Source organism: Haloferax prahovense DSM 18310 (assembly GCF_000336815.1).
GTDB lineage: Archaea > Halobacteriota > Halobacteria > Halobacteriales > Haloferacaceae > Haloferax > Haloferax prahovense.
The window spans coordinates 421,812-439,355 of record NZ_AOLG01000047.1 but is presented as its reverse complement, the minus strand read 5'-3'; the positions used below and the strand labels follow the sequence as shown (position 1 = coordinate 439,355).

Below are 17,544 nucleotides of genomic sequence, written 5' to 3'. Positions count from 1 at the left end.
GCTCGTCGTGAAAAATAGTTCGAGCCGACTCGGCGGTAGGACCGGGTCGGTCGGCGGTCGTCGTCTCAGTTCTCCGTTCCGTTGTCGATAGGCGTCTCGGTCGGCGGTGGTGTCTCCGTCTCGTTCGTCGGTTCTTCCGTGGTCGGTTCTTCAGTCGTCGGTTCTTCAGTCGTCGGTTCTTCCGTGGTCGGTTCTTCCGTAGTTGGTTCCTCTGTCGTTGGTTCCTCTGTCGTCGGCTCGTCACCGACGGTTATCTCCGCGTCGTCGGTGATGGGCGACCCGTCCATCGTGTACGGGCCGTCCTCAGCGCCGTCAGACGAGAGGAAATCGAGCTGTTGGTTGTTGTTCGTATCCAGATGCGCCATGGCGGTCAGGGTGGCGCTCTCGCTCAGCGACTCGGTGAGGAAGATTCGGATGTTACTGTCGCTCTCTTCGATGTAGTTCGATATCCCGACGACGTCGCCGCTCTCGTTGTGAATCACGACGAAGCCGCCCTCAGAGAGGGTCGCGCTCGCGACGGTCACGGTGGCCCCGTTGGAGTTCTGGTCTTCGAACTCGACGGTCGCTGTCGGTTCTTCGGTGGTCGGTTCCTCAGTCGTTGGCTCTTCCGTAGTTGGTTCTTCGGTGGTCGGCTCCTCAGTCGTCGGTTCTTCGGTGGTCGGCTCCTCACCGACAGTCACGTCAGCGTCGTCGGTGACGGGCGTCCCGTTGACCGTGTACGGGCCGTCTTCGGTCCCGTTGGACGTGAGGAAGTCGAGCGTTTGGTTATCGTTGGTGTCGAGGTGCGCCTGTGCAGTCAGGGTGGCACTCTCGTTCAGCGGTTCGAGGAGCGGCACGGAGACGTTCTCCTGCTCGCCGGGTTCGAGGTAGTCGGTCGCGCCGACGACCGAACCGTTCTCGTCGATGACGGCGATGTAGCCGCCTTCCGAGAGGTTCGCGCTCGCGACGGTCACGCTACTCCCGTCGGACTCCTGGTCGTCGAACTGGAGTGACGCGGTCGGCTCTTCCGGCGTCGGCTCCTCGCCGACGGTCACGTCAGCGTCGTCGGTGACGGGCGTCCCGTTGACCGTGTACGGGCCGTCTTCAGTCCCGTTAGACGTGAGGAAGTCGAGCGTCTGGTTGTCGTTGGTGTCGAGGTGCGCCTGTGCAGTCAGCGTCGCACTCTCGTTGAGCGATTCGAGGAGCGGCACGGAGACGTTCTCCTGCTCGCCGGGTTCGAGGTAGTCGGTCGCACCGACGACCGAGCCGTTCTCGTCGAGGATAGCGATGTAGCCGCCGTCAGAGAGGTTCGCGCTCGCGACGGTCACGCTACTCCCGTCGGACTCCTGGTCGTCGAACTGGAGCGACGCGGTCGGTTCTTCGGGTTCTGGCTCGGGCTGTTCGCCCACGGTGAGCGTCGCCAGTTCACCGAAGTCGCGCGTCTCGATGCCGTGGATGTACGTCCCGTCTTCGAGGCCCGTCGTGTTGACGTCGAACGTGATGGTCTCGGTCTCGTTGGGGTTCAGCGCCCAGCCGGTCCGTTCGACCACGTCACCCTCCAGACGGAACTCGACGCACTGAATCATCGGCACGTCGTTCGGGTTGGTGATGTCCGCCGATACCGTCACCGGCTCACCGGCTTCGACGCCGGACGGCGCGGAGAGGTTACTCACCTCGAACGACCCGTAGGTCGTGTTGCTCGGATACGTGCAGTACTCCGCCTGCATCTGTGTCTGTGTCTGTTGCTGTACCTGTGCCTGCCGTGTGTCGACCGCCGCCATCCCAGTTCCTGTCGCCGCCGCCGCGACGAGCGCGACGACGACGAGGACGCCGGCGATACGTGTTCGTGTATTCATGTGTCTGCAGTGACAATCTACCGACGCTGTGGGCAAAAGCTGACGAGATAGTTTCAATAGTTTCGCGTGCAAGCTGTCAACTTACCTGATGGTATAGGTGGTTAGTCTGTCTCTGATTTCGATACTGGGGGCTCATTGACCTGTTTTTTTGCAACAGTTCACGAAACACGATGTTTCACGCGAGACGCTACGATTTAACTGTCAGAAAAGCGAGTCGGTCGCCAAAGCTAACGTGGTAGCTTCTCGTTTATTCGAAGTTCTTGACATTTTGAGAGACGGGGTCGGCTGAGCGTTTCGAAAACGGAACGGTGTCGAATCGCTGGCTGTCCCACGTGTCGTTCGAGTAGTCTCATCTGACTTCCCACCCGGGTACCGATTGTCCCCACGACGTTGAGGAGTAGGCAATATAATCAGAATTGCCGTTACATATGAGTTCGAATTTGGGGAATTACACTCTTAATATCCAAAACTTCTTGTACTCGTGTCCTATTTGGTCGTGTATGAGCGAATCCAACGAGAATTCGCGGATTGCACCGTACACGGAGTACTCGCGCACCCGTTCGCGGTGCCCTCGATGCGGGACGTCCGTCCCGAAGGAGGCGGTCGCCGACGCGCTGTGTGCGAGTTGCCAGACGGACGTATCCATCTGATGAGCACGGCCGCACCACACAGTTCCGACGAGTTGGCTGACGCGCCGGTGTTCGACCTCGAATGTATCTACGACGACCCGGAGAACCCGACCGAACTGACGGTGTTTTCCCCGAAGTCGGATGAGCTGACGACGTCGTGGATTACGGTCGACCGCGGAAGCGCCGTCTCGCTCGACGACATCGCGTAGGCGTCGGCGGGCGGCGCTTTTCGGTAGTTCACCTGGTAGTGCTCAGTCTCCGATTCCACGGACGCCTCGCTCCGGCCACGACGTTCAGCTCCGCTCGGTGTTCGAGGAATCAGAAAATGGGTTGGGGCGGATTCGAACCTCGGTCGCTCACTCCGTTCGCTCCCTGCTTCGAATCCGCGGCGACCACACACTTCGACACACGCTCCTCGCTGTCGCTCGTCGGTGGTGTCGAAGAGAAGTGGGTTGGGGCGGATTCGAACCGCCGGCCTGCTCCGTGTGAAGGAGCCGTCATAACCTGGCTAGACCACCAACCCGGCTACGATTTCGATTTTCCGCGCCGCCAATTAAGACTTACGTTGTGCCCCGATTCGAGGGCACAAACGAGCCTACTCGGGTCGCCGCACGCGACGGCGAACCCGCCCGGCGGCCCGGCGACTCCGCGTCGCCGCCCGGCGCGCGCCGTACTCGACGCGCTCTCGCCGCGTCTGCGGCTCGGACTCCTCCCCGTCCTCAACCTCGCGCCCGAGCGCCGCCATGAGGCGGCGACGGAGCGGTGCCGTCTCCTCGTCCAGACCGGCGTACAGGTGCTCGAATCCCCGTCGGAAGTAGTACCGCGCGTCGGTGAAGTGTCGGTTCATACCTCTGGATAGCCACGGCGACGAGAAAACGGTTATGTCACGTGTTACCGAGAGTCATTTGTCTGGGAAAGAGCGATACACTTTAGTGATTCTTAGGCATACCTAAAACCGGGAACGCAGGCCACGCTTCGTGGTCGGTTCCAGTTAGCGTCTGGCCCCTTTCCGGGACGGCGATACCGTGGGCACGATTCGTCCGTCCTGGTCCCATTATCCTCGTGAGCGACCGCGCCGACGCCGGCGGGTGAAGCGGGCGCTCGGACTCAGTACGTCGGCGACTCCTCGGGCACGCCGTCGCGCTTGTTGACCAGTCGCGCGAAGACGAACAGCGCGTCGGAGAGGCGGTTGAGGTACGCGACGACTTCCTCGTTGACCGGCTCTTCGGCCGCGAGCGAGACGACGCGACGCTCGGCCCGCCGCGACACCGCGCGGGCGTGGTGAAGCTTGGCTCCCGTCTCGCTCCCGCCGGGGAGGATAAACGACGTGAGCGGGTCGAGTTCCTCGTCGGCCTCGTCTATCCACGCTTCGAGTTCGTCGACGTGGTCGGCGGCTATCTGCGGGTCGTCCTCGTCGGGGTCGGGGTTCGCGAGGTCGGCCTGCACGATGTGGAGGTGGTTCTGGACGGCTTCCAGCACGTCGTCCACGTCGTCGTGGCCGGTCGGGCGGACGGTCCCGACGAGGGCGTTCACCTCGTCGACCGTCCCGTAGGCCTCGATGCGGTGGCTCGTCTTCGACACGCGGGTCATGTCCCGCAGGTCGGTCATCCCCTCGTCGCCGCGGCCGGTGTATATCTTCATGCCAGCGTCTGGTCGACGTACCGGAGGATGTTCTCGCTCTCGGACATCGTCACGCCGCGGTCGCCGTCAACGAGAACGGGGACACCGCGCTGGCCGCTCACGCGCTTGACCTCGTTTCGGTCCGAGTGGAGCGCGTCGACCCACTGCGTCTCGTAGTCGACGCTCGCCTCGGACAGCGCGTCGTGGACCTTCTCGCAGTACGGACAGCCGTCGAGCGCGTAGAGTTCGATTCCCATGCCCCGCCGTTGGGCGCGCCGACTCAAAGAGATTTGCACGCCGATGGACCCGACCGCCACGCCTCGGTCGTCGTGCCGTCGGTGCCCCGTGAGCCGTTACGGCTCTCCACCCGCATGTTTTAGACACGTCAAAATTCAACCTTAGAGCAACAAATCTATATGGTGGCTTGTATCTATTTCACATAGTGATGAACACTAACGCAGATTCGGTCGACCCCAAACTCTCTCGGCGGTCGGTCGTCGCGGCCGGTTCCGGTCTGCTGACGGCCGGCCTCGCCGGCTGTCTCGGCGGTGGCGGCGGAGCCGGAAGCGGAAGCGATGGCTCGAACACCGGCTCCAACGACGCCTCTGGCGGGTCCGAGTCGGAAGACGAATTCGTCGTCGTCGCGTCGTTCTTCAGTTTCTACGACTTCGCGCGCAAGGTCGCGGCCGACACGCCGGTGACGCTCAAGAACCTCATTCCGACCGGCCTCCACGGCCACGGCTGGGAGCCGGACGCGAGCGTCACGCGCGACATCATCGAGGCCGACGCGTTCGTCCACGTCGGCGAGGACTTCCAACCGTGGGCCGACCGCGCCATCCAGACGCTGAAAGACGACGACGTGGACACCCAACTCATCAACGTCCGCGAGGGCGTCGAACTCGTGGAACTCGCCGCGAGCCTCGACCGCGACGAGGAGGGCGTCGGCGAGGGCCGCGGGAGAGACCCCCACTTCTGGCTCGACCCGCGGCGCGCCAAGACCGCCGTCGACAACATCACCGAGGGGCTGGTCGAACTCGCCCCCGAGCACGAGGAGACCTTCCGCGACAACGCCGACGCGTACAAGGCCGACGTGCTCGACCGCATCGACCGGGACTACCAGGACATCTTCGACCGGGCGTCGCGCAAGGTCGTCCAGTTGGCGGCCCACAACGCCTTCCAGTACATCGGCGTCCGCTACGGCGTCGAGATGCGCCCGCTCGTCGTCAACCTCGCCGCCAGCGGCGACGTGAAGCCCTCGGACATCACCGAGGCGAAGCGCGTCATCGAGGACAACGACATCAAGTACATCGGCGCGGGCGTCTTCGAGACGCGTCGCCCGGCGAAACAGCTCATCGCCGAGACGCCCGTCGAGGCGTACTTCCCCGTCACACCCTACGCGGGCGTCCGCGAGGACTGGGTCGAAAACGACTGGGGCTACGAGGAAATCGCGTACAACATCAACATGCCCACGTTCGAGGTCGTCCTCGGCAACAAGTCGCCCGACGAGGTCGGCCACGACGGCTGGGCCGACGAGTGGAGGAACTTCGAATGAGCGCCCTCCGGAACGGCGAGTCCGCGGAGTCCGCTGATATCGGCGTCGCCGACGACGCCACCGCCGACGCCGGCGGCTCGTCCGGCCCCCTCGTCGAACTCGCAGACGTCGAGTTCGGGTACACCGCGACGCCCGTCGTGGAGGACATCTCGCTCCGCATCGACCCCGGCGAGTACGTCGCCATCGTCGGGCCGAACGGCTCCGGGAAATCGACGCTCATGAAGCTCATCCTCGGCCTGCTCCGGCCCGACGCGGGGACCGCGCGGCTGTTCGGCGAGCCCTCGCACGCCTTCGACGACGGCGCGCGCATCGGCTACGTCGCCCAGCACGCGAGCGCCTCCAAGGAGATGCCTATCACGGTCCGCGAGGTCGTGAAGATGGGTCGGTTCCCCCACGTCGGCTTCGGCCGGCTCTCGGCCGAGGACCACCGCATCGTCGACGAGGCGCTCGCCACAGTCGGCATGACGGACTTCGCCAACCGCCGGGTGACGAAGCTCTCGGGCGGCCAGCGCCAGCGCGCCTTCATCGCCCGTGCGCTCGCCGGCGAGGCGGACCTGCTCGTCTTGGACGAGCCGACCGTCGGCGTCGACGCCGAGTCGGTCGACGCCTTCTACGACCTGCTCGAAGCGCTCAACGAGGAGGGCATCACGATTCTCCTCATCGAACACGACCTCGGCGCGGTCACCGACCACGCCCGGCGCGTCGTCTGTCTCAACCGCGAGGTCTACTTCGACGGTCCGACCGACGAGTTCGTCGAGAGCGACGCGCTCGCACGAGCGTTCGGGACCGCGGCCTCGTTCGCCGGTGGTGGTGGCGCGTGATACCCGTCGAACTGTTCGCCGCGTTGCAGGCGGGACCGTTGGACGCCGTCCTCGCGCCGTTCTACTGGTTCCTCGCGCTGTGGTCCGACCTGCTTTTCGCCGTCGGCGACGCAACGGGTCTCGGCTTCCTCGACTACCGGTTCATGCACCGCGCCATCCTCGTCGGCCTCTGTATCGGCGTGATGGCTCCCCTCATCGGGACGTTTCTCGTCCACCGCCAGCTCGCGCTCATCGGCGACGCGCTCGCCCACACCGCCTTCGCCGGGGTCGCCGTCGGCCTCTTTCTCAACGGCGTGTTCAGCCTCGGCGTCTCGCCGTACCTGACCGCCGTCGTCGTCGCCGTCATCGCGGCGCTCCTCATCGAACTCATCTCCGAGACGACCGACGCCTACAACGACGTGTCGATGGCAATCGTGCTGTCGACCGGATTCGCGCTGGGGACGGTCCTCATCAGCCTCAACGCGGGCGGCCTCGCGGTCGGCATCAACCAGTACCTCTTCGGCAACCTCTCGACCGTCTCGGCGGAGAACGCCGCCATCCTGCTCGTGCTGTTCGCCGTCATCGTCGGCACCGTCGCGCTCACGCGCAACCAACTGCTCTACGTGACGTTCGACGAGACGGCCGCCGCCGTCTCGGGCATCTCGGTGACGTGGTACAACCGCGTGATGGTCATGCTGACCGCGCTGGTCGTCGTCGGCGCGATGCAGATTATGGGCGTCATCCTCGTCGCCGCCATGCTCGTCGTCCCGGTCGCGGGCGCGGCGCAGGTCTCCCGAAGCTTCTCCGAGTCGCTTCTGGTCTCCGTCGTCCTCGCCGAACTCGCCGTGCTGCTCGGCATCGGCGCGTCCTACTACGGCGAGGCCACCGCGGGGGGCGTCATCGTCCTCTTCGCGGTCGGTATCTACGTCGTCTCCGTCGCCATCGGTAAGTTGCAGTCGCGCGCCGGAGAGGACGCGACGCCCGAACTGGGGAGTATCGAGTCCTCCGACCTGTAACGTCGCTCGCGTTTTTCGCCCCGTCCGTCAGCTCGGCGGTTTCGAGGCTGCTCATGGTTCGTACCGGTCGAGTCGCCCGACCGCGTCCCGGAACGCGTACCAGCCCACGCCGAGTCCGAGAAGCGCCGTCGCGGCGACGGCGACCGTCATGGCCGTCGAGAGAGACATCGAACCGGTCTCGATGGCGGCGGTCGCGGCGATAGCCGGCATCCCGATGAGCGCGACGACCACGGAGAACGCCGAGAGCGCGCCGAGCGGGGGGAGCCCGACGCCTCGCGAGCCGGTCGCCGCGTCCGTCGGCGAAAGCCGAAGACCGGCCGCGAGCGACACGACGGGCGCTGTCGCACCCAGTATCGAGCCGACGAGCGCCGCGCCGACGCAGGCCGCCGGGGCAGCGCCAATCGAGAGCGCGGTTCCAAGTCCGGCCGCCGCCGACAGCGCGGTCCCCGGAATGGCCGCCGACAGCGCGTAGCCCGTCACGACTCGTTCGCGCCCGTGGGGTGCCGTGAGCGTAAGCGGGAGCGCGGCACCTTCGGTTCCGAGCGGGTCGAGCGTCACTCCCGCGCCCGTCGCGACCGCGACGTAGGTCGCGACGACGGCCGGAAGCGCGGTCGGGAACGTCTCGACGACCACGAGTCCCACCCCCGCGGTGGCTCCGACGACGATTCCGCTGAACAGTAGTGCGCGCGGTTCGCGCCACAGGCGGAGCCACACGACGCGGGCGACGGCGGCCGTCGGCCGCGAGGCGACACGGGCGACGAGCCGGCCGCCGGCGACCCGAAGCCGGGTTACGATTGCCGGGTCTCCCCGCGTTTCCCCTGCCTTTCCAGCGTCCGCCCGTTGGTAGTCAGTTATCCGGCGGGCCGTGGCGACACCGAGCCACCACGCGACAGGCGTTCCGAGGAGGGCGGCGACGGCGCGCCCGTCCGAGGCACCGACGCCCGCGCCGACAAGCGCGAGGTCGGCGTACCAACCGACCGGGAGTCCGCTCAGGAGCGCGAAGGACGACCGAGTTCGAACGAACGCGAAGCCCACGACCGAGACCAAGAGCGCGCCGAAAAGGAGCCGGTGCCGTCGCACTCGCGGATAGTGACGGAACGCCAATCTGACACCCAGCGCGACCGGGAATGTCACCGCAACGGCCGTCGCGACCAGCGCCGTGACGGCGACGAGCGCGGTCACAGCCGTCGTCGGTGACGCCGCTCCGGCGGCGAACGCGACGCCACCGGCGACGCCCACGACGCCGACGAGCCGGCCGGCGAACGCGAGCTGGTCGAGAAGCTCCGCGGTGAAAAACGCCGTCGGGGAGAGCGCGAGGCGCCGGTGGTCAGTCCGTTCGTCGTCCTCTCGTTGGGCCGTTCTCACGAGCACACCGTAGCAGGTCGCGACTGCCAACAGTCCCGACAGCCCGCGCGCGGTGCCGAGCGCGCCGGCCCCTCTCCCATCCGCAACGGCGACGCCGGCGGCGTACGCACCCGGGTCGCTCCAGACCGCCTCGTAGCCGGAGACCGGGAGTCGGCCGACGACCGCGAGGAGTGCGAACGAGACGGCGGCGAGATAGAGCACAGACACCATCGGGCGGTCGCGCGCTCGCCGGACCCCGCGGAGGGCGCGGACGCGAACGACGTGTCCGACCTGCCGAACCATCGTCTCCATCGGTCACTCGCTCCGGCCCTCGGTCATCTCTAGGAAGGCGGCTTCGAGCCCTTCCGACTCCCCGTCGCGCTGCGCTTTGCGTTTCACCGCGTCCAGCGGCCCCTCGGTGACGAGCCGTCCGTCCTGAATGACGCCGACGCGGTCCGCGAGCGCCTCGACGACGGTGAGCAGGTGCGAGGAGAGGAACACGGTGGTCTCGTCGTCGGCCAGGTCTTCGATGACGCGGCGCATCGTCCGCGCCGACCGCGGGTCCAGTCCGGACGTGGGCTCGTCGAGAAACACAACGTCGGGGTCGTGCAAGAGTATCTGAATGAGTCCGACGCGCTTTCGCATCCCGCGGGAGTACGCTCCGAGGCGGCGGTCGGCGTCGTCGGACAGGTCGAACCGGTCGAGAAGCGCCGAAACCCGTTCGCGAATCGTCTCGGCGGGCAGGTCACGGATGCCGCCCGCGTACCGCAACTGCTCGCGCGCGGTGAGTTCGTCGTACAGCGGCGGAACGTCCGGCAGAAATCCGATTCGACTCGTCACCGACGCCCTGTCTTCGATGGACGCCCCGGCGACGCGCGCGCGGCCGCTCGTCGGCGCCGTCAGCGTCGTGAGCATGCGCATCGTCGTCGTCTTCCCCGCACCGTTCGGACCGAGGAATCCATAGACGCTCCCCGACTCCACTCGGAGAGAGAGCCCTGTGACTGCGACGGTGTCGCCGTACTCCTTCCGGAGCGACTCGGTCTCGATTGCTAGCGGCACGTTTCGTTCGTCGTGTATCACGATAATTAAACTGCCTCCTCAAACGGGGCTGCACTCCAGTCACTCGGATTTGCCCCGGGAGTATCTTTATTATCATCTAACATTATTATACTGATGACATGTCCGGCAGTGTCATAAATCAACGTGAAAGCGTTGAGAATAGTAGTGCCAGCATCGAGACCAATTCCCCCGAAGTTACCGTGCTCTCACGGTCAGAACTCGACGTGGTGCCGCCGCAACTAAGCGGGAGCATCACGCTGATCTGTTCCCGGGAGGCTGACGATCCGCTCGCCGGCCTCGACGACGCAGACGGGGCGTTCGACGCGAACGAGCGCGACCACATCGCCGAGCAGATCGCCGACGAGTCGGTCGCTCCCCGCCCGGCTTCGGAAGTGAGCGGTGACGTTTCGAGCTTCGACCTCGGCTACGGTGACCGGGAAATCGTCGCCGACCGGGCGATTCCATCCGAGGCCTCAATTGCCGTCACCTCCGTCCCGTTCAATGGCGGTCGCATCGACTCGTCGTCGTTCTGGGTCCGCGAGGCTGCAGGTGCCGACGAACTGACGTTCCACATCATCGTCGCGCCGCCGGGTCTCAACTCGGCGGAACGCGATGCGCTCGACCGGCTTCCAGCGGGCGAAGACGTCCCCGACTTCGACCCAGAGTCCGACCTGTCCACCGCCGCGGCGGCCGTCGTCGCCGTCACCATCGCAGCGGTTGCCGTCTCGAGCAGCGGACGAGCTAACCATGCGTTTGAGGCTCCCTCGGGTGCCAGTTCCGACGCCGACTCGGGCCAGTCGGTGAGTGAGCTGATCGAGGCGCGGGTTGGCGCCTAAACGACGCCATCTGGCTCCAATCATGCAGCAAACCTCCCGAATTGGTCCGCGATGACGCCGCTTCAGTCGGTCGTTCTCGCGTTTCTGGGTGCGTGGGTCGGAGCCACGGTAGGAAACTCAACCCGGATTGGCGCAAGCGCGCTCTCCCAACGGCTCGGTCCGTTGTACGCGATAGTTCCGAAGTGGAACTTCTTTTCGCCACATCCGGGGCAACACGACTACGTCTTATTATACCGCGACCGTCGAACCGACGGGTCGCTGAGCGCTTGGCGGAGCGTCGACAAACTCAGTCAGTCGGCCCCTCCGGCTATCGTCCGGTGGGTCTGGAACCCATCGATGTACCGGAGTAAGGCACTTTTCGACCTCACACAGGGTCTCACGTCAGCCTTTGATGACGACGAACAGCGCGCAGATTCCGAAACGGAGGTAACAGCGGCAACCCCCCCGGAACCGAGACGAGTCGATCTCGGTCAGGTGAAGTTCTCGACGATGTACCTCACGCTCTTGCAGCTCGTGACGGCACAGGAACACTCACCGCTCGGAGAGTCCACGCAGTTCGCTGTTATGCAGTACTCGCGCGCGAGCGACGGGCACGAACTGGTATTCGCCTCGGAATTTCACTCACTCGATGACTGATTAACATGATTCCAACGCTCACACTCATCGGAGCCACGCGCGTGATGGCACTCCTTATCGGCGTTCACACGGTCCTGAAGTCGGCAGAGCAGTTAGCTACCCGCGGCAGATTCGAGCCCGACGGCGTACTGAATTGGGACGTCTCCCGCTTGTTCGCGGAGTCCGGACCGGCCTCGAAGGTGGTCGTTCCGCTGATAACGTATCCCCGATTCCGGTGGGTACTCGGCTGCCGACTCTTGGCTGGCGCTGCGGTCGGCGTGACGGCGGCGTTCGGGATGCCATCCCCGCTCGGACTTCTCGTCGTTCTTTTCACCGACGTCTGCATCGTCTTTCGGTGTCAGGGCGGCCTGAGCGGTGATTTCCAGATGGCGACGATCGTTACCTTCGGGGTATTGCTCGTCACGCTCGCCCCCCAGGGGAGCGTTCTTTCCCGTGCTGCCATGGCGTTCGTCGCCGCCCAGGCGGTCCTCTCATACGCGATTGCGGGGCTCAGTAAGGCGATGTCGGACGAGTGGCGGGACGGGACAGCAGTGCTCGGTGTCTTCGCGACGAACAACTGGGGGAACGGCCGCGTGTTTCGGTTTCTCGACCGCTATCCCCGGCTCACCCAGGTCGGCTCGTGGGGCGTCATCGCCTTCGAGTGTGCTTTCCCGCTAGTACTCCTTCGACCGATTGAACTGTCGGTCGGACTGCTCTCACTCGGCGTCCTGTTCCACGTTTTCAACGCTGCGTTCATGGGCTTGAACGGGTTCCTACTCGCGTTTCCCGCGACGTACCCGGCTGTTCTCTACGTGCATCAATGGTTCGGCGGACTGGTTCCCTAGTGACGATGGTCCCGCTGGCCGCCGGTCGGCGTGCCGTTCAGGGGACTCGGACACCCGAACCCTCGTCTCTCGGCGACCACGAAATCACGCTTCGACGCCCGCCCGAGCCGTTTGCTGGCTTGCCCGCGCTCAGTCCGACTGGCTCCCCTGGACGTTCCCGGTCGGGTCCCACAGGAGGTCGACCACTCCCCCAACGCCGAGAAGAACCAACAGCACCGGGAGGTCCGTCGGCGCGCCGACCGCGTAGGCGGCGACGCCGATGACGCCGAGCGGGACCGCGGCGAGGCGCTCGACGTTCGGTACCCGGTGGAACAACAACCCCGTCACCGCGTACCCCGTCAGCGAGGCGAGGAGCAGCGTTTGCACGGGGTCGTGACCGCCGACGGTGGCCCGAACGGTCAGGCCGCCTAAGACGACGGTGAGGAGGGAAAACAGCAGTACGCGGGGTCGCTCGATAGCGGTGATGGACACGCCGGTCGCTTGTGTCTGGAAGGAGATAACACTACTTCACAGACAGGTGTGCGCAAGGCCGACACGGTCCCCGTCGCACTCGCTCGTCGGCCGCCTATATCGAGACGGTGAGTGTCTCGTCGACGCCGGCGAGTCCCGAGACGGTGAGTCTCGCCTCCCGTCGGCCGGTCGCTTTGACCTCGATGCAGACGCCGAGAGGTCTTCATCCCGGCGACGACGCTCTGGACGCTCGCGCCGATGTCGCTCTCGTGTCGAGCGCGCAGACGCCGATGCCCTCGCCATTGCGGGCATTCGGCCGCCGAGACGAATTTCATATCGTCGTAATTGATTTATCACGGGCCGATCCCGCCCGCGAACCAATATCTTCAACAACGACTACCACGGATTCGACCCCATGAGCGACCTCGAAATCCAGCGCGAATGCCCGGCTTGCGGCAACGACACGTTCTACCTCGCCGCCAGCATGGAGATTCACCTCGGCACGAAGACGAAGTGGCACTGCACGGAGTGCGACTACGGCTACATCCACATCACGGACGACATCGAGACGTACGCGAAAGCGGAAGCGTAAGCCGCGAAAAAGAGGTTTTCTCGTTATTCGCCGTCGCCGAGCGCCTGCCACGAGAGCCGCGGGTTCCGCGCGGCGGACACCTGGTCGATGCGGCGGGCGCTGGTCTTCGTGGGCGCGGTTTCGAGCGCCTCGTCGGAGTCGGCGTACGCCGCGTTGAAGGCGTGTGCGAGGTCGTCGAGCGACGCCTTGTCCTCGACTTCCGTCGGCTCCGTGAGCATCGCCTGCGAGACGAGTTCGGGCCACTTCGTCGTCGGCGGGTGGACGCCGTAGTCGAGCATGCGCTTCGCCACGTCGGCGGCGTCGCGGTCGCCCGAGGTCGCCGCGAACTCGTGGTGGAACGGCCCGTACGGGACTTCGAGGTCTATCTGCGAGGCGAGGTAGTTGGCGTTGAGGACGGCCTTGGCGCTGGCGTCCGCGAGACCGGCGTCGCCGAGGCGGGCGATGTAGGCGTACGCCTTCACGAGGACGAGCCAGTTACCGGCGAAGCCGTGGACCTTGCCGATAGAGGACTCGGGTTCGTACTGCTCGTAGCCGGCGGCCGTCTCGCGGACCATCGGACTCGGGAGGAACTCCGCGAGCTCTTCGACCACGCCGACCGGACCCGCACCGGGGCCGCCGCCGCCGTGGGGCGTGGCGAACGTCTTGTGGACGTTGTAGTGCATGATGTCGAAGCCCATGTCGCCGGGGCGGGCGCGGCCGAGCAGCGCGTTGAGGTTCGCGCCGTCGTAGTACAGCAGGCCGCCCGCGTCGTGGACCATCTCGGCGATGTCGACGATGTCGCGCTCGAACAGCCCGAGCGTGTTGGGGTTCGTGAGCATGAGCGCGGCCGTCTCCTCGGAGATGGCGGCGTCGAGCGCCTCCATGTCGACGCGGCCGTCGTCGTCGGACGGGAGTTCGACCACGTCGTAGCCGGCCATCGCGGCCGACGCGAAGTTCGTCCCGTGGGCCGACGAGGGAATGATAATCTCCGAGCGGTCGTCGTCGCGCGACTCGTGGTAGGCCTTGGCGACGAGGATACCCGTGAACTCGCCCGCGGCACCCGCCGGGGGCTGGAGCGTCACGGCGTCCATCCCGCCGATGTCGGCGAGGTACTCCTGCAGGCCGTGCAGGAGGCCGAGCGTCCCCTGAATCGTCCGGTCGGAGCGGTCGGGGTGGACCCCGGCGTTGGGGTCCGCGGCCACGTCCTCCGTGAACGAGGGGTTGTACTTCATCGTACACGACCCCAGCGGGTACGGCCCGAGTTCGACGCTGTAGTTCATCTGCGACAGGCGCGTGTAGTGGCGCGCCAGTTGCGGCTCAGACAGCGCCGGCAGCGTCAGTTCGTCGCGGGTCAGGTCGTCGGGGAGGACGCCGTCGGAATCGACCTCGACGGTGGTACTGTCTTTCTCGGACAGGAGCGGTTCGTACTCGTCGTCGCGGCTGAATCGGGCTTGGTCGAAGTTCATCAGATGACCTCCTCGAAGGCCGCGACCAGTCCGTCCGCGGCGTCGGCGTTCGCGTCGGTGATACAGACCTGCAGATGGTGGTCGTCGAGGGCGTGGACCGCGAAGCCGCGGCCGGCGAGGTCGTTCGTGATGGCTGGCGCGGGCTGGTCCGTCCGGACGACGAACTCGCGGAAGTGGTGGCGGTCGTACAGCGGTGCTTTGACGCCCGAAAGCTCGTCCAGTCGGGCGGCGAGGTCGCGCGCGTCGGTGACGGCCTGCGTCGCCAAGTCGACGAGGCGGTCGGGGCCGAGCCACGCCATGTGCATGGCGGTTCGGAGCGCGACCCACGCCTGGTTCGTACAGATGTTCGAGGTCGCGCGCTCCTTTCGGATGTGCTGTTCGCGGGTCTGGAGCGTCAGCGTGAACGCCCGCATGTCGGCGCTGTCCTCGGAGACGCCGACGAGGCGGCCGGGGACCTGCCTGAGGTACTCCTCGCGGGTGGCGAAGATGCCGAGACCCATCCCGTAGGCCGTTCCGAGGCCGAGCGCGCCGGCCTCGCCGACGACCACGTCGGCACCGACGCTCGCGGGTTCTTCGAGCAGGGCGAGCGCCACGAGGTCGCTTCCGAGACAGAACAGCGCGTCGTTGTCGTGGGCGAGGTCGCTGATATCGGCGAGTCGCTCCTCGATGACGCCGCGGACCGTCGGGGTCTCGGCGTAGACCATCACGGTCTCGTCGTCGACGAGGTCCGCGAGGGTCTCGACGTCGACCGCGCCGTCGTCCATCGGGTACTCGCCGATTTCCATCTCCGCGCCGTCGAGGTAGTTCTCCAGGACGCCGAGACGACCCTCGTGGAGGTGTTCGGGGACGAGCACGCGGTGGCCGCTCGCGCCGCGGCGAAGGCGGTTCGCGAGGAGCGCGGCCTCGGCGAGCGCCGTCGCGGCGTCGTACATCGAGCAGTTGGCGACCGGAAGCCCGGTCAGTTCGACCAGCATCGACTGGTACTCGAACAGCACCTGCAGGAAGCCCTGTGCGATTTCGGGCTGGTACTGCGTGTACGAGGTGAGGAACTCCGAGCGCCGCGAGAGGTCGTCGACCAGCGCCGGCACGTAGTGGGCGTGGTGGCCGCGACCGAGGAACTCCGTCAGCTCCTCGTTGCGTGAAAACAGGTCGGCCATGGCGTTCCTGAGCTCCTGTTCGTCGGCGCTGTCGACGCCGAACTCGCCGTCGAAGCGGACCTCACCGGGGATGTCGAAGAGGTCTTCCGCGCTGTCGACGCCGACGGCGTCCAGCATCGCTTCCTCGTCGGCGTCGGTGTGTGGGGCGTACGGGCTTCCGACCCGCCGTCCGTTTCCAGCCGTCATCTCACTCCGTCTGCTCGCGGTACTCCTCGGGAGAGAGGAGGTCGTCGAACTCGCTCGTGTCGGCCGGTTCGACTTCGAGCATCCAGCCGTCGCCGTAGGGGTCGTCGTTGAGGAGTTCCGGGGCGTCGAACAGTTCCTCGTTGACGGCCGTGACCGTGCCCGAGATGGGGGCGTAGAGGTCCGAGACGGCCTTGATGCTCTCGACCACGCCGAACTCCTCGCCGGCGGCGAGTTCGTCGCCCTCAGCGGGGAGTTCGACGAAGACGACGTCGCCCAGTTCGTCCTGCGCGAAGTCGGAGATGCCGATTTTGACGGCGTCGCCCTCGGTGGTGGTCCATTCGTGCGATTCCAGGTACTTCCGGTCGTCAGGGATTTCGAACATTGTCAGTTGATGAAGGGAGGTGTCACGATTACTGCGCGCTTCTCGCGGCCGCGGACGAGCACCGAAATCTCGGTCTCGTCGTCGGCGTACTCGACGGGGACGTAGCCGAGGCCGATAGGCTCCGACAGCGTCGGGCTCATCGTCCCGCTCGTCACGACGCCGATGACTTCGCCGTCCGCGTCGGCGATGTCGTAGCCGTGTCGGGGAACGCCGCGGTCGAGGAGGGCGAAGCCGACGAAGGTCTCGTCGACGCCGGCCTCGGACTGCTGTTCGAGGGCGTCGCGGCCCACGAACTCGGTATCGAGCTTGACGACGAAGCCGATGCCGGCCTCGTAGGGGGTCCGGGGCTCAGTCTCGGGGTCGAAGTCCTGTCCCGAGAGCAGGTAGCCCATCTCCAGTCGGAGCGTGTCGCGGGAGCCGAGCCCGCAGGGGGTCGCGTCGAGCGCCGACCAGACGGTCTCGGCGTCGTCCCACGGACAGAGGACCTCGAAGCCGTCTTCGCCGGTGTAGCCCGTCCGGGCCACCCAGCACTCGACGCCCGCCACGTCGGCGAACGTCGCTTGGAACTTCGAGAGGTCGTCGAGGGCGGCGTCGGGGGTGGCGTCCGTGACCGAATCGAGGGCGTCGGGGCCCTGTACCGCGAACATCGCCCAGTCCTCGGTCACGTCCTCGACGGTGGCGTCGAGGTCCCAGTCGTCGCGGAACGAGGTCCAGCGGTCGTACATCTCCTCGTCGTGGCCGGCGTTCGGGATGAAGAGGTAGACCCGCTCGTCGCGGTCGGGGAGTCGGTAGACGACGGTGTCGTCGATGATGACGCCCTCGTCGTTCACGATGGCCGAGTACTGCGAATCACCCGGTTCGAGGGCCGTCACGTCGTTCGTCGTCAGGCGCTGCATCAGCGCGGTCGCGTCCGGGCCGGACACCTCGAGTTCGCTCATGTGCGAAACGTCGAAGATGCCGACCGATTCTCGGACGGCCACGTGTTCGGCCTTGATGGAGTCGTACTCCACAGGCATGTCCCATCCGCCGAACTCGGTAAACGTCGCCCCGGCGTCCGCGTGGACGTCGTACAACGGCGGCTTGCGAAGGCCCATACAGGCCCCTGCGAACTGCGATAAGTAATGCTTTGGTATCTGTTCGCTCGGTCTGTTCATTATCTTGCATGAATCTGGGTCGAGTTA

20 protein-coding genes and 1 tRNA gene are annotated in these 17,544 nt (G+C 65.9%); 9 read left to right on the top strand and 12 right to left on the bottom strand.

Annotated features, from left to right (window positions below; genetic code table 11):
- Nucleotides 1–65 precede the first annotated feature (65 nt).
- On the bottom strand, nt 66–1,835 hold the full coding sequence (locus tag C457_RS14035; protein WP_083864298.1) for a DUF7282 domain-containing protein: 1,770 nt from the start codon (nt 1,833–1,835) through the stop codon (nt 66–68).
- A 500-nt stretch (nt 1,836–2,335) separates the two neighbouring features.
- On the opposite strand from C457_RS14035, the gene C457_RS20785 reads away from it, so the two are divergent.
- Entirely contained in the window at nt 2,336–2,485 is a 150-nt protein-coding gene (locus C457_RS20785) for a zinc finger domain-containing protein (RefSeq protein WP_181950681.1), read from the top strand.
- On the top strand, nt 2,485–2,673 hold the full coding sequence (locus tag C457_RS14025) for a DUF7511 domain-containing protein (RefSeq protein ID WP_004975315.1): 189 nt from the start codon (nt 2,485–2,487) through the stop codon (nt 2,671–2,673). Before C457_RS20785 ends, C457_RS14025 begins: the two co-directional genes overlap by 1 nt.
- A gap of 239 nt (nt 2,674–2,912) precedes the next feature.
- Here the strand turns inward: C457_RS14025 and C457_RS14020 are convergent.
- The 4 genes from C457_RS14020 to C457_RS14005 form a co-directional block, all read right to left on the bottom strand.
- Nucleotides 2,913–2,987 (bottom strand) — tRNA-Val (locus tag C457_RS14020).
- Nucleotides 2,988–3,059: 72 nt separating this feature from the next.
- Nucleotides 3,060–3,311 carry a hypothetical protein gene (locus C457_RS14015; RefSeq protein WP_008095589.1) on the bottom strand — a complete coding sequence of 84 codons (252 nt, stop codon included), beginning with the start codon at nt 3,309–3,311 and terminating at the stop codon, nt 3,060–3,062.
- 260 nt (nt 3,312–3,571) lie between these two features.
- Nucleotides 3,572–4,105, bottom strand: coding sequence for a cob(I)yrinic acid a,c-diamide adenosyltransferase (locus C457_RS14010; RefSeq protein WP_004969720.1), 534 nt, complete (start codon nt 4,103–4,105; stop codon nt 3,572–3,574).
- Complete coding sequence (locus C457_RS14005; RefSeq protein ID WP_008095587.1) at nt 4,102–4,341, bottom strand: glutaredoxin family protein; 240 nt, start codon at nt 4,339–4,341, stop codon at nt 4,102–4,104. Before C457_RS14005 ends, C457_RS14010 begins: the two co-directional genes overlap by 4 nt.
- A 188-nt stretch (nt 4,342–4,529) precedes the next feature.
- Here C457_RS14005 and C457_RS14000 point away from each other — a divergent pair, with 188 nt between their 5' ends.
- The 3 genes from C457_RS14000 to C457_RS13990 are packed head-to-tail and all read left to right on the top strand — an operon-like array spanning nt 4,530 to nt 7,452.
- Complete coding sequence (locus C457_RS14000) at nt 4,530–5,636, top strand: metal ABC transporter substrate-binding protein (RefSeq protein WP_008095585.1); 1,107 nt, start codon at nt 4,530–4,532, stop codon at nt 5,634–5,636.
- The gene (locus C457_RS13995) at nt 5,633–6,457 is read left to right on the top strand and encodes a metal ABC transporter ATP-binding protein (RefSeq protein WP_081909220.1); all 825 of its coding nucleotides are present in this window, start codon (nt 5,633–5,635) and stop codon (nt 6,455–6,457) included. Before C457_RS14000 ends, C457_RS13995 begins: the two co-directional genes overlap by 4 nt.
- Nucleotides 6,454–7,452: a metal ABC transporter permease gene (locus C457_RS13990; RefSeq protein ID WP_008095581.1), complete on the top strand. Its 999-nt coding sequence runs from the start codon at nt 6,454–6,456 to the stop codon at nt 7,450–7,452. The genes C457_RS13995 and C457_RS13990 overlap by 4 nt, the downstream gene beginning before the upstream one ends.
- A 51-nt stretch (nt 7,453–7,503) precedes the next feature.
- On the opposite strand, the gene C457_RS13985 is transcribed toward C457_RS13990, so the two are convergent.
- Both C457_RS13985 and C457_RS13980 read right to left on the bottom strand, forming a co-directional pair.
- Nucleotides 7,504–9,108 carry a hypothetical protein gene (locus tag C457_RS13985; protein WP_008095579.1) on the bottom strand — a complete coding sequence of 535 codons (1,605 nt, stop codon included), beginning with the start codon at nt 9,106–9,108 and terminating at the stop codon, nt 7,504–7,506.
- A gap of 3 nt (nt 9,109–9,111) precedes the next feature.
- Complete coding sequence (locus C457_RS13980) at nt 9,112–9,876, bottom strand: ABC transporter ATP-binding protein (protein ID WP_008095577.1); 765 nt, start codon at nt 9,874–9,876, stop codon at nt 9,112–9,114.
- Nucleotides 9,877–9,974: 98 nt separating this feature from the next.
- Here C457_RS13980 and C457_RS13975 point away from each other — a divergent pair, with 98 nt between their 5' ends.
- From C457_RS13975 to C457_RS13965, 3 genes are read left to right on the top strand one after another with little or no spacing between them, the layout of a single operon-like run.
- Nucleotides 9,975–10,691: a hypothetical protein gene (locus C457_RS13975; protein WP_147302750.1), complete on the top strand. Its 717-nt coding sequence runs from the start codon at nt 9,975–9,977 to the stop codon at nt 10,689–10,691.
- Between the two features lie 51 nt (nt 10,692–10,742).
- Complete coding sequence (locus C457_RS13970) at nt 10,743–11,327, top strand: hypothetical protein (protein WP_008095573.1); 585 nt, start codon at nt 10,743–10,745, stop codon at nt 11,325–11,327.
- Between the two features lie 44 nt (nt 11,328–11,371).
- Nucleotides 11,372–12,151, top strand: coding sequence for a hypothetical protein (locus C457_RS13965; protein WP_147298779.1), 780 nt, complete (start codon nt 11,372–11,374; stop codon nt 12,149–12,151).
- Nucleotides 12,152–12,280: 129 nt separating this feature from the next.
- Here the strand turns inward: C457_RS13965 and C457_RS13960 are convergent, their stop codons facing one another.
- Complete coding sequence (locus C457_RS13960; protein ID WP_008095569.1) at nt 12,281–12,622, bottom strand: hypothetical protein; 342 nt, start codon at nt 12,620–12,622, stop codon at nt 12,281–12,283.
- 394 nt (nt 12,623–13,016) lie between these two features.
- Here C457_RS13960 and C457_RS20670 point away from each other — a divergent pair, with 394 nt between their 5' ends.
- Nucleotides 13,017–13,193, top strand: a complete 177-nt coding sequence (locus C457_RS20670) for a DUF7838 family putative zinc beta-ribbon protein (RefSeq protein WP_004969725.1) — start codon at nt 13,017–13,019, stop codon at nt 13,191–13,193.
- Nucleotides 13,194–13,216: 23 nt separating this feature from the next.
- On the opposite strand, the gene gcvPB is transcribed toward C457_RS20670, so the two are convergent.
- Genes gcvPB through gcvT form a run of 4 tightly spaced genes read right to left on the bottom strand, consistent with a single transcriptional unit; the run spans nt 13,217 to nt 17,457 of the window.
- Entirely contained in the window at nt 13,217–14,638 is a 1,422-nt protein-coding gene (gene gcvPB / locus C457_RS13955) for an aminomethyl-transferring glycine dehydrogenase subunit GcvPB (protein ID WP_008095567.1), read from the bottom strand.
- Nucleotides 14,638–15,981, bottom strand: a complete 1,344-nt coding sequence (gene gcvPA, locus C457_RS13950) for an aminomethyl-transferring glycine dehydrogenase subunit GcvPA (RefSeq protein WP_049913598.1) — start codon at nt 15,979–15,981, stop codon at nt 14,638–14,640. Before gcvPA ends, gcvPB begins: the two co-directional genes overlap by 1 nt.
- 1 nt (nt 15,982) lies before the next feature.
- Nucleotides 15,983–16,363, bottom strand: coding sequence for a glycine cleavage system protein GcvH (gene gcvH, locus C457_RS13945; protein WP_008095565.1), 381 nt, complete (start codon nt 16,361–16,363; stop codon nt 15,983–15,985).
- A gap of 2 nt (nt 16,364–16,365) precedes the next feature.
- Nucleotides 16,366–17,457: a glycine cleavage system aminomethyltransferase GcvT gene (gene gcvT / locus C457_RS13940; RefSeq protein ID WP_008095564.1), complete on the bottom strand. Its 1,092-nt coding sequence runs from the start codon at nt 17,455–17,457 to the stop codon at nt 16,366–16,368.
- Nucleotides 17,458–17,544: the final 87 nt, after the last annotated feature.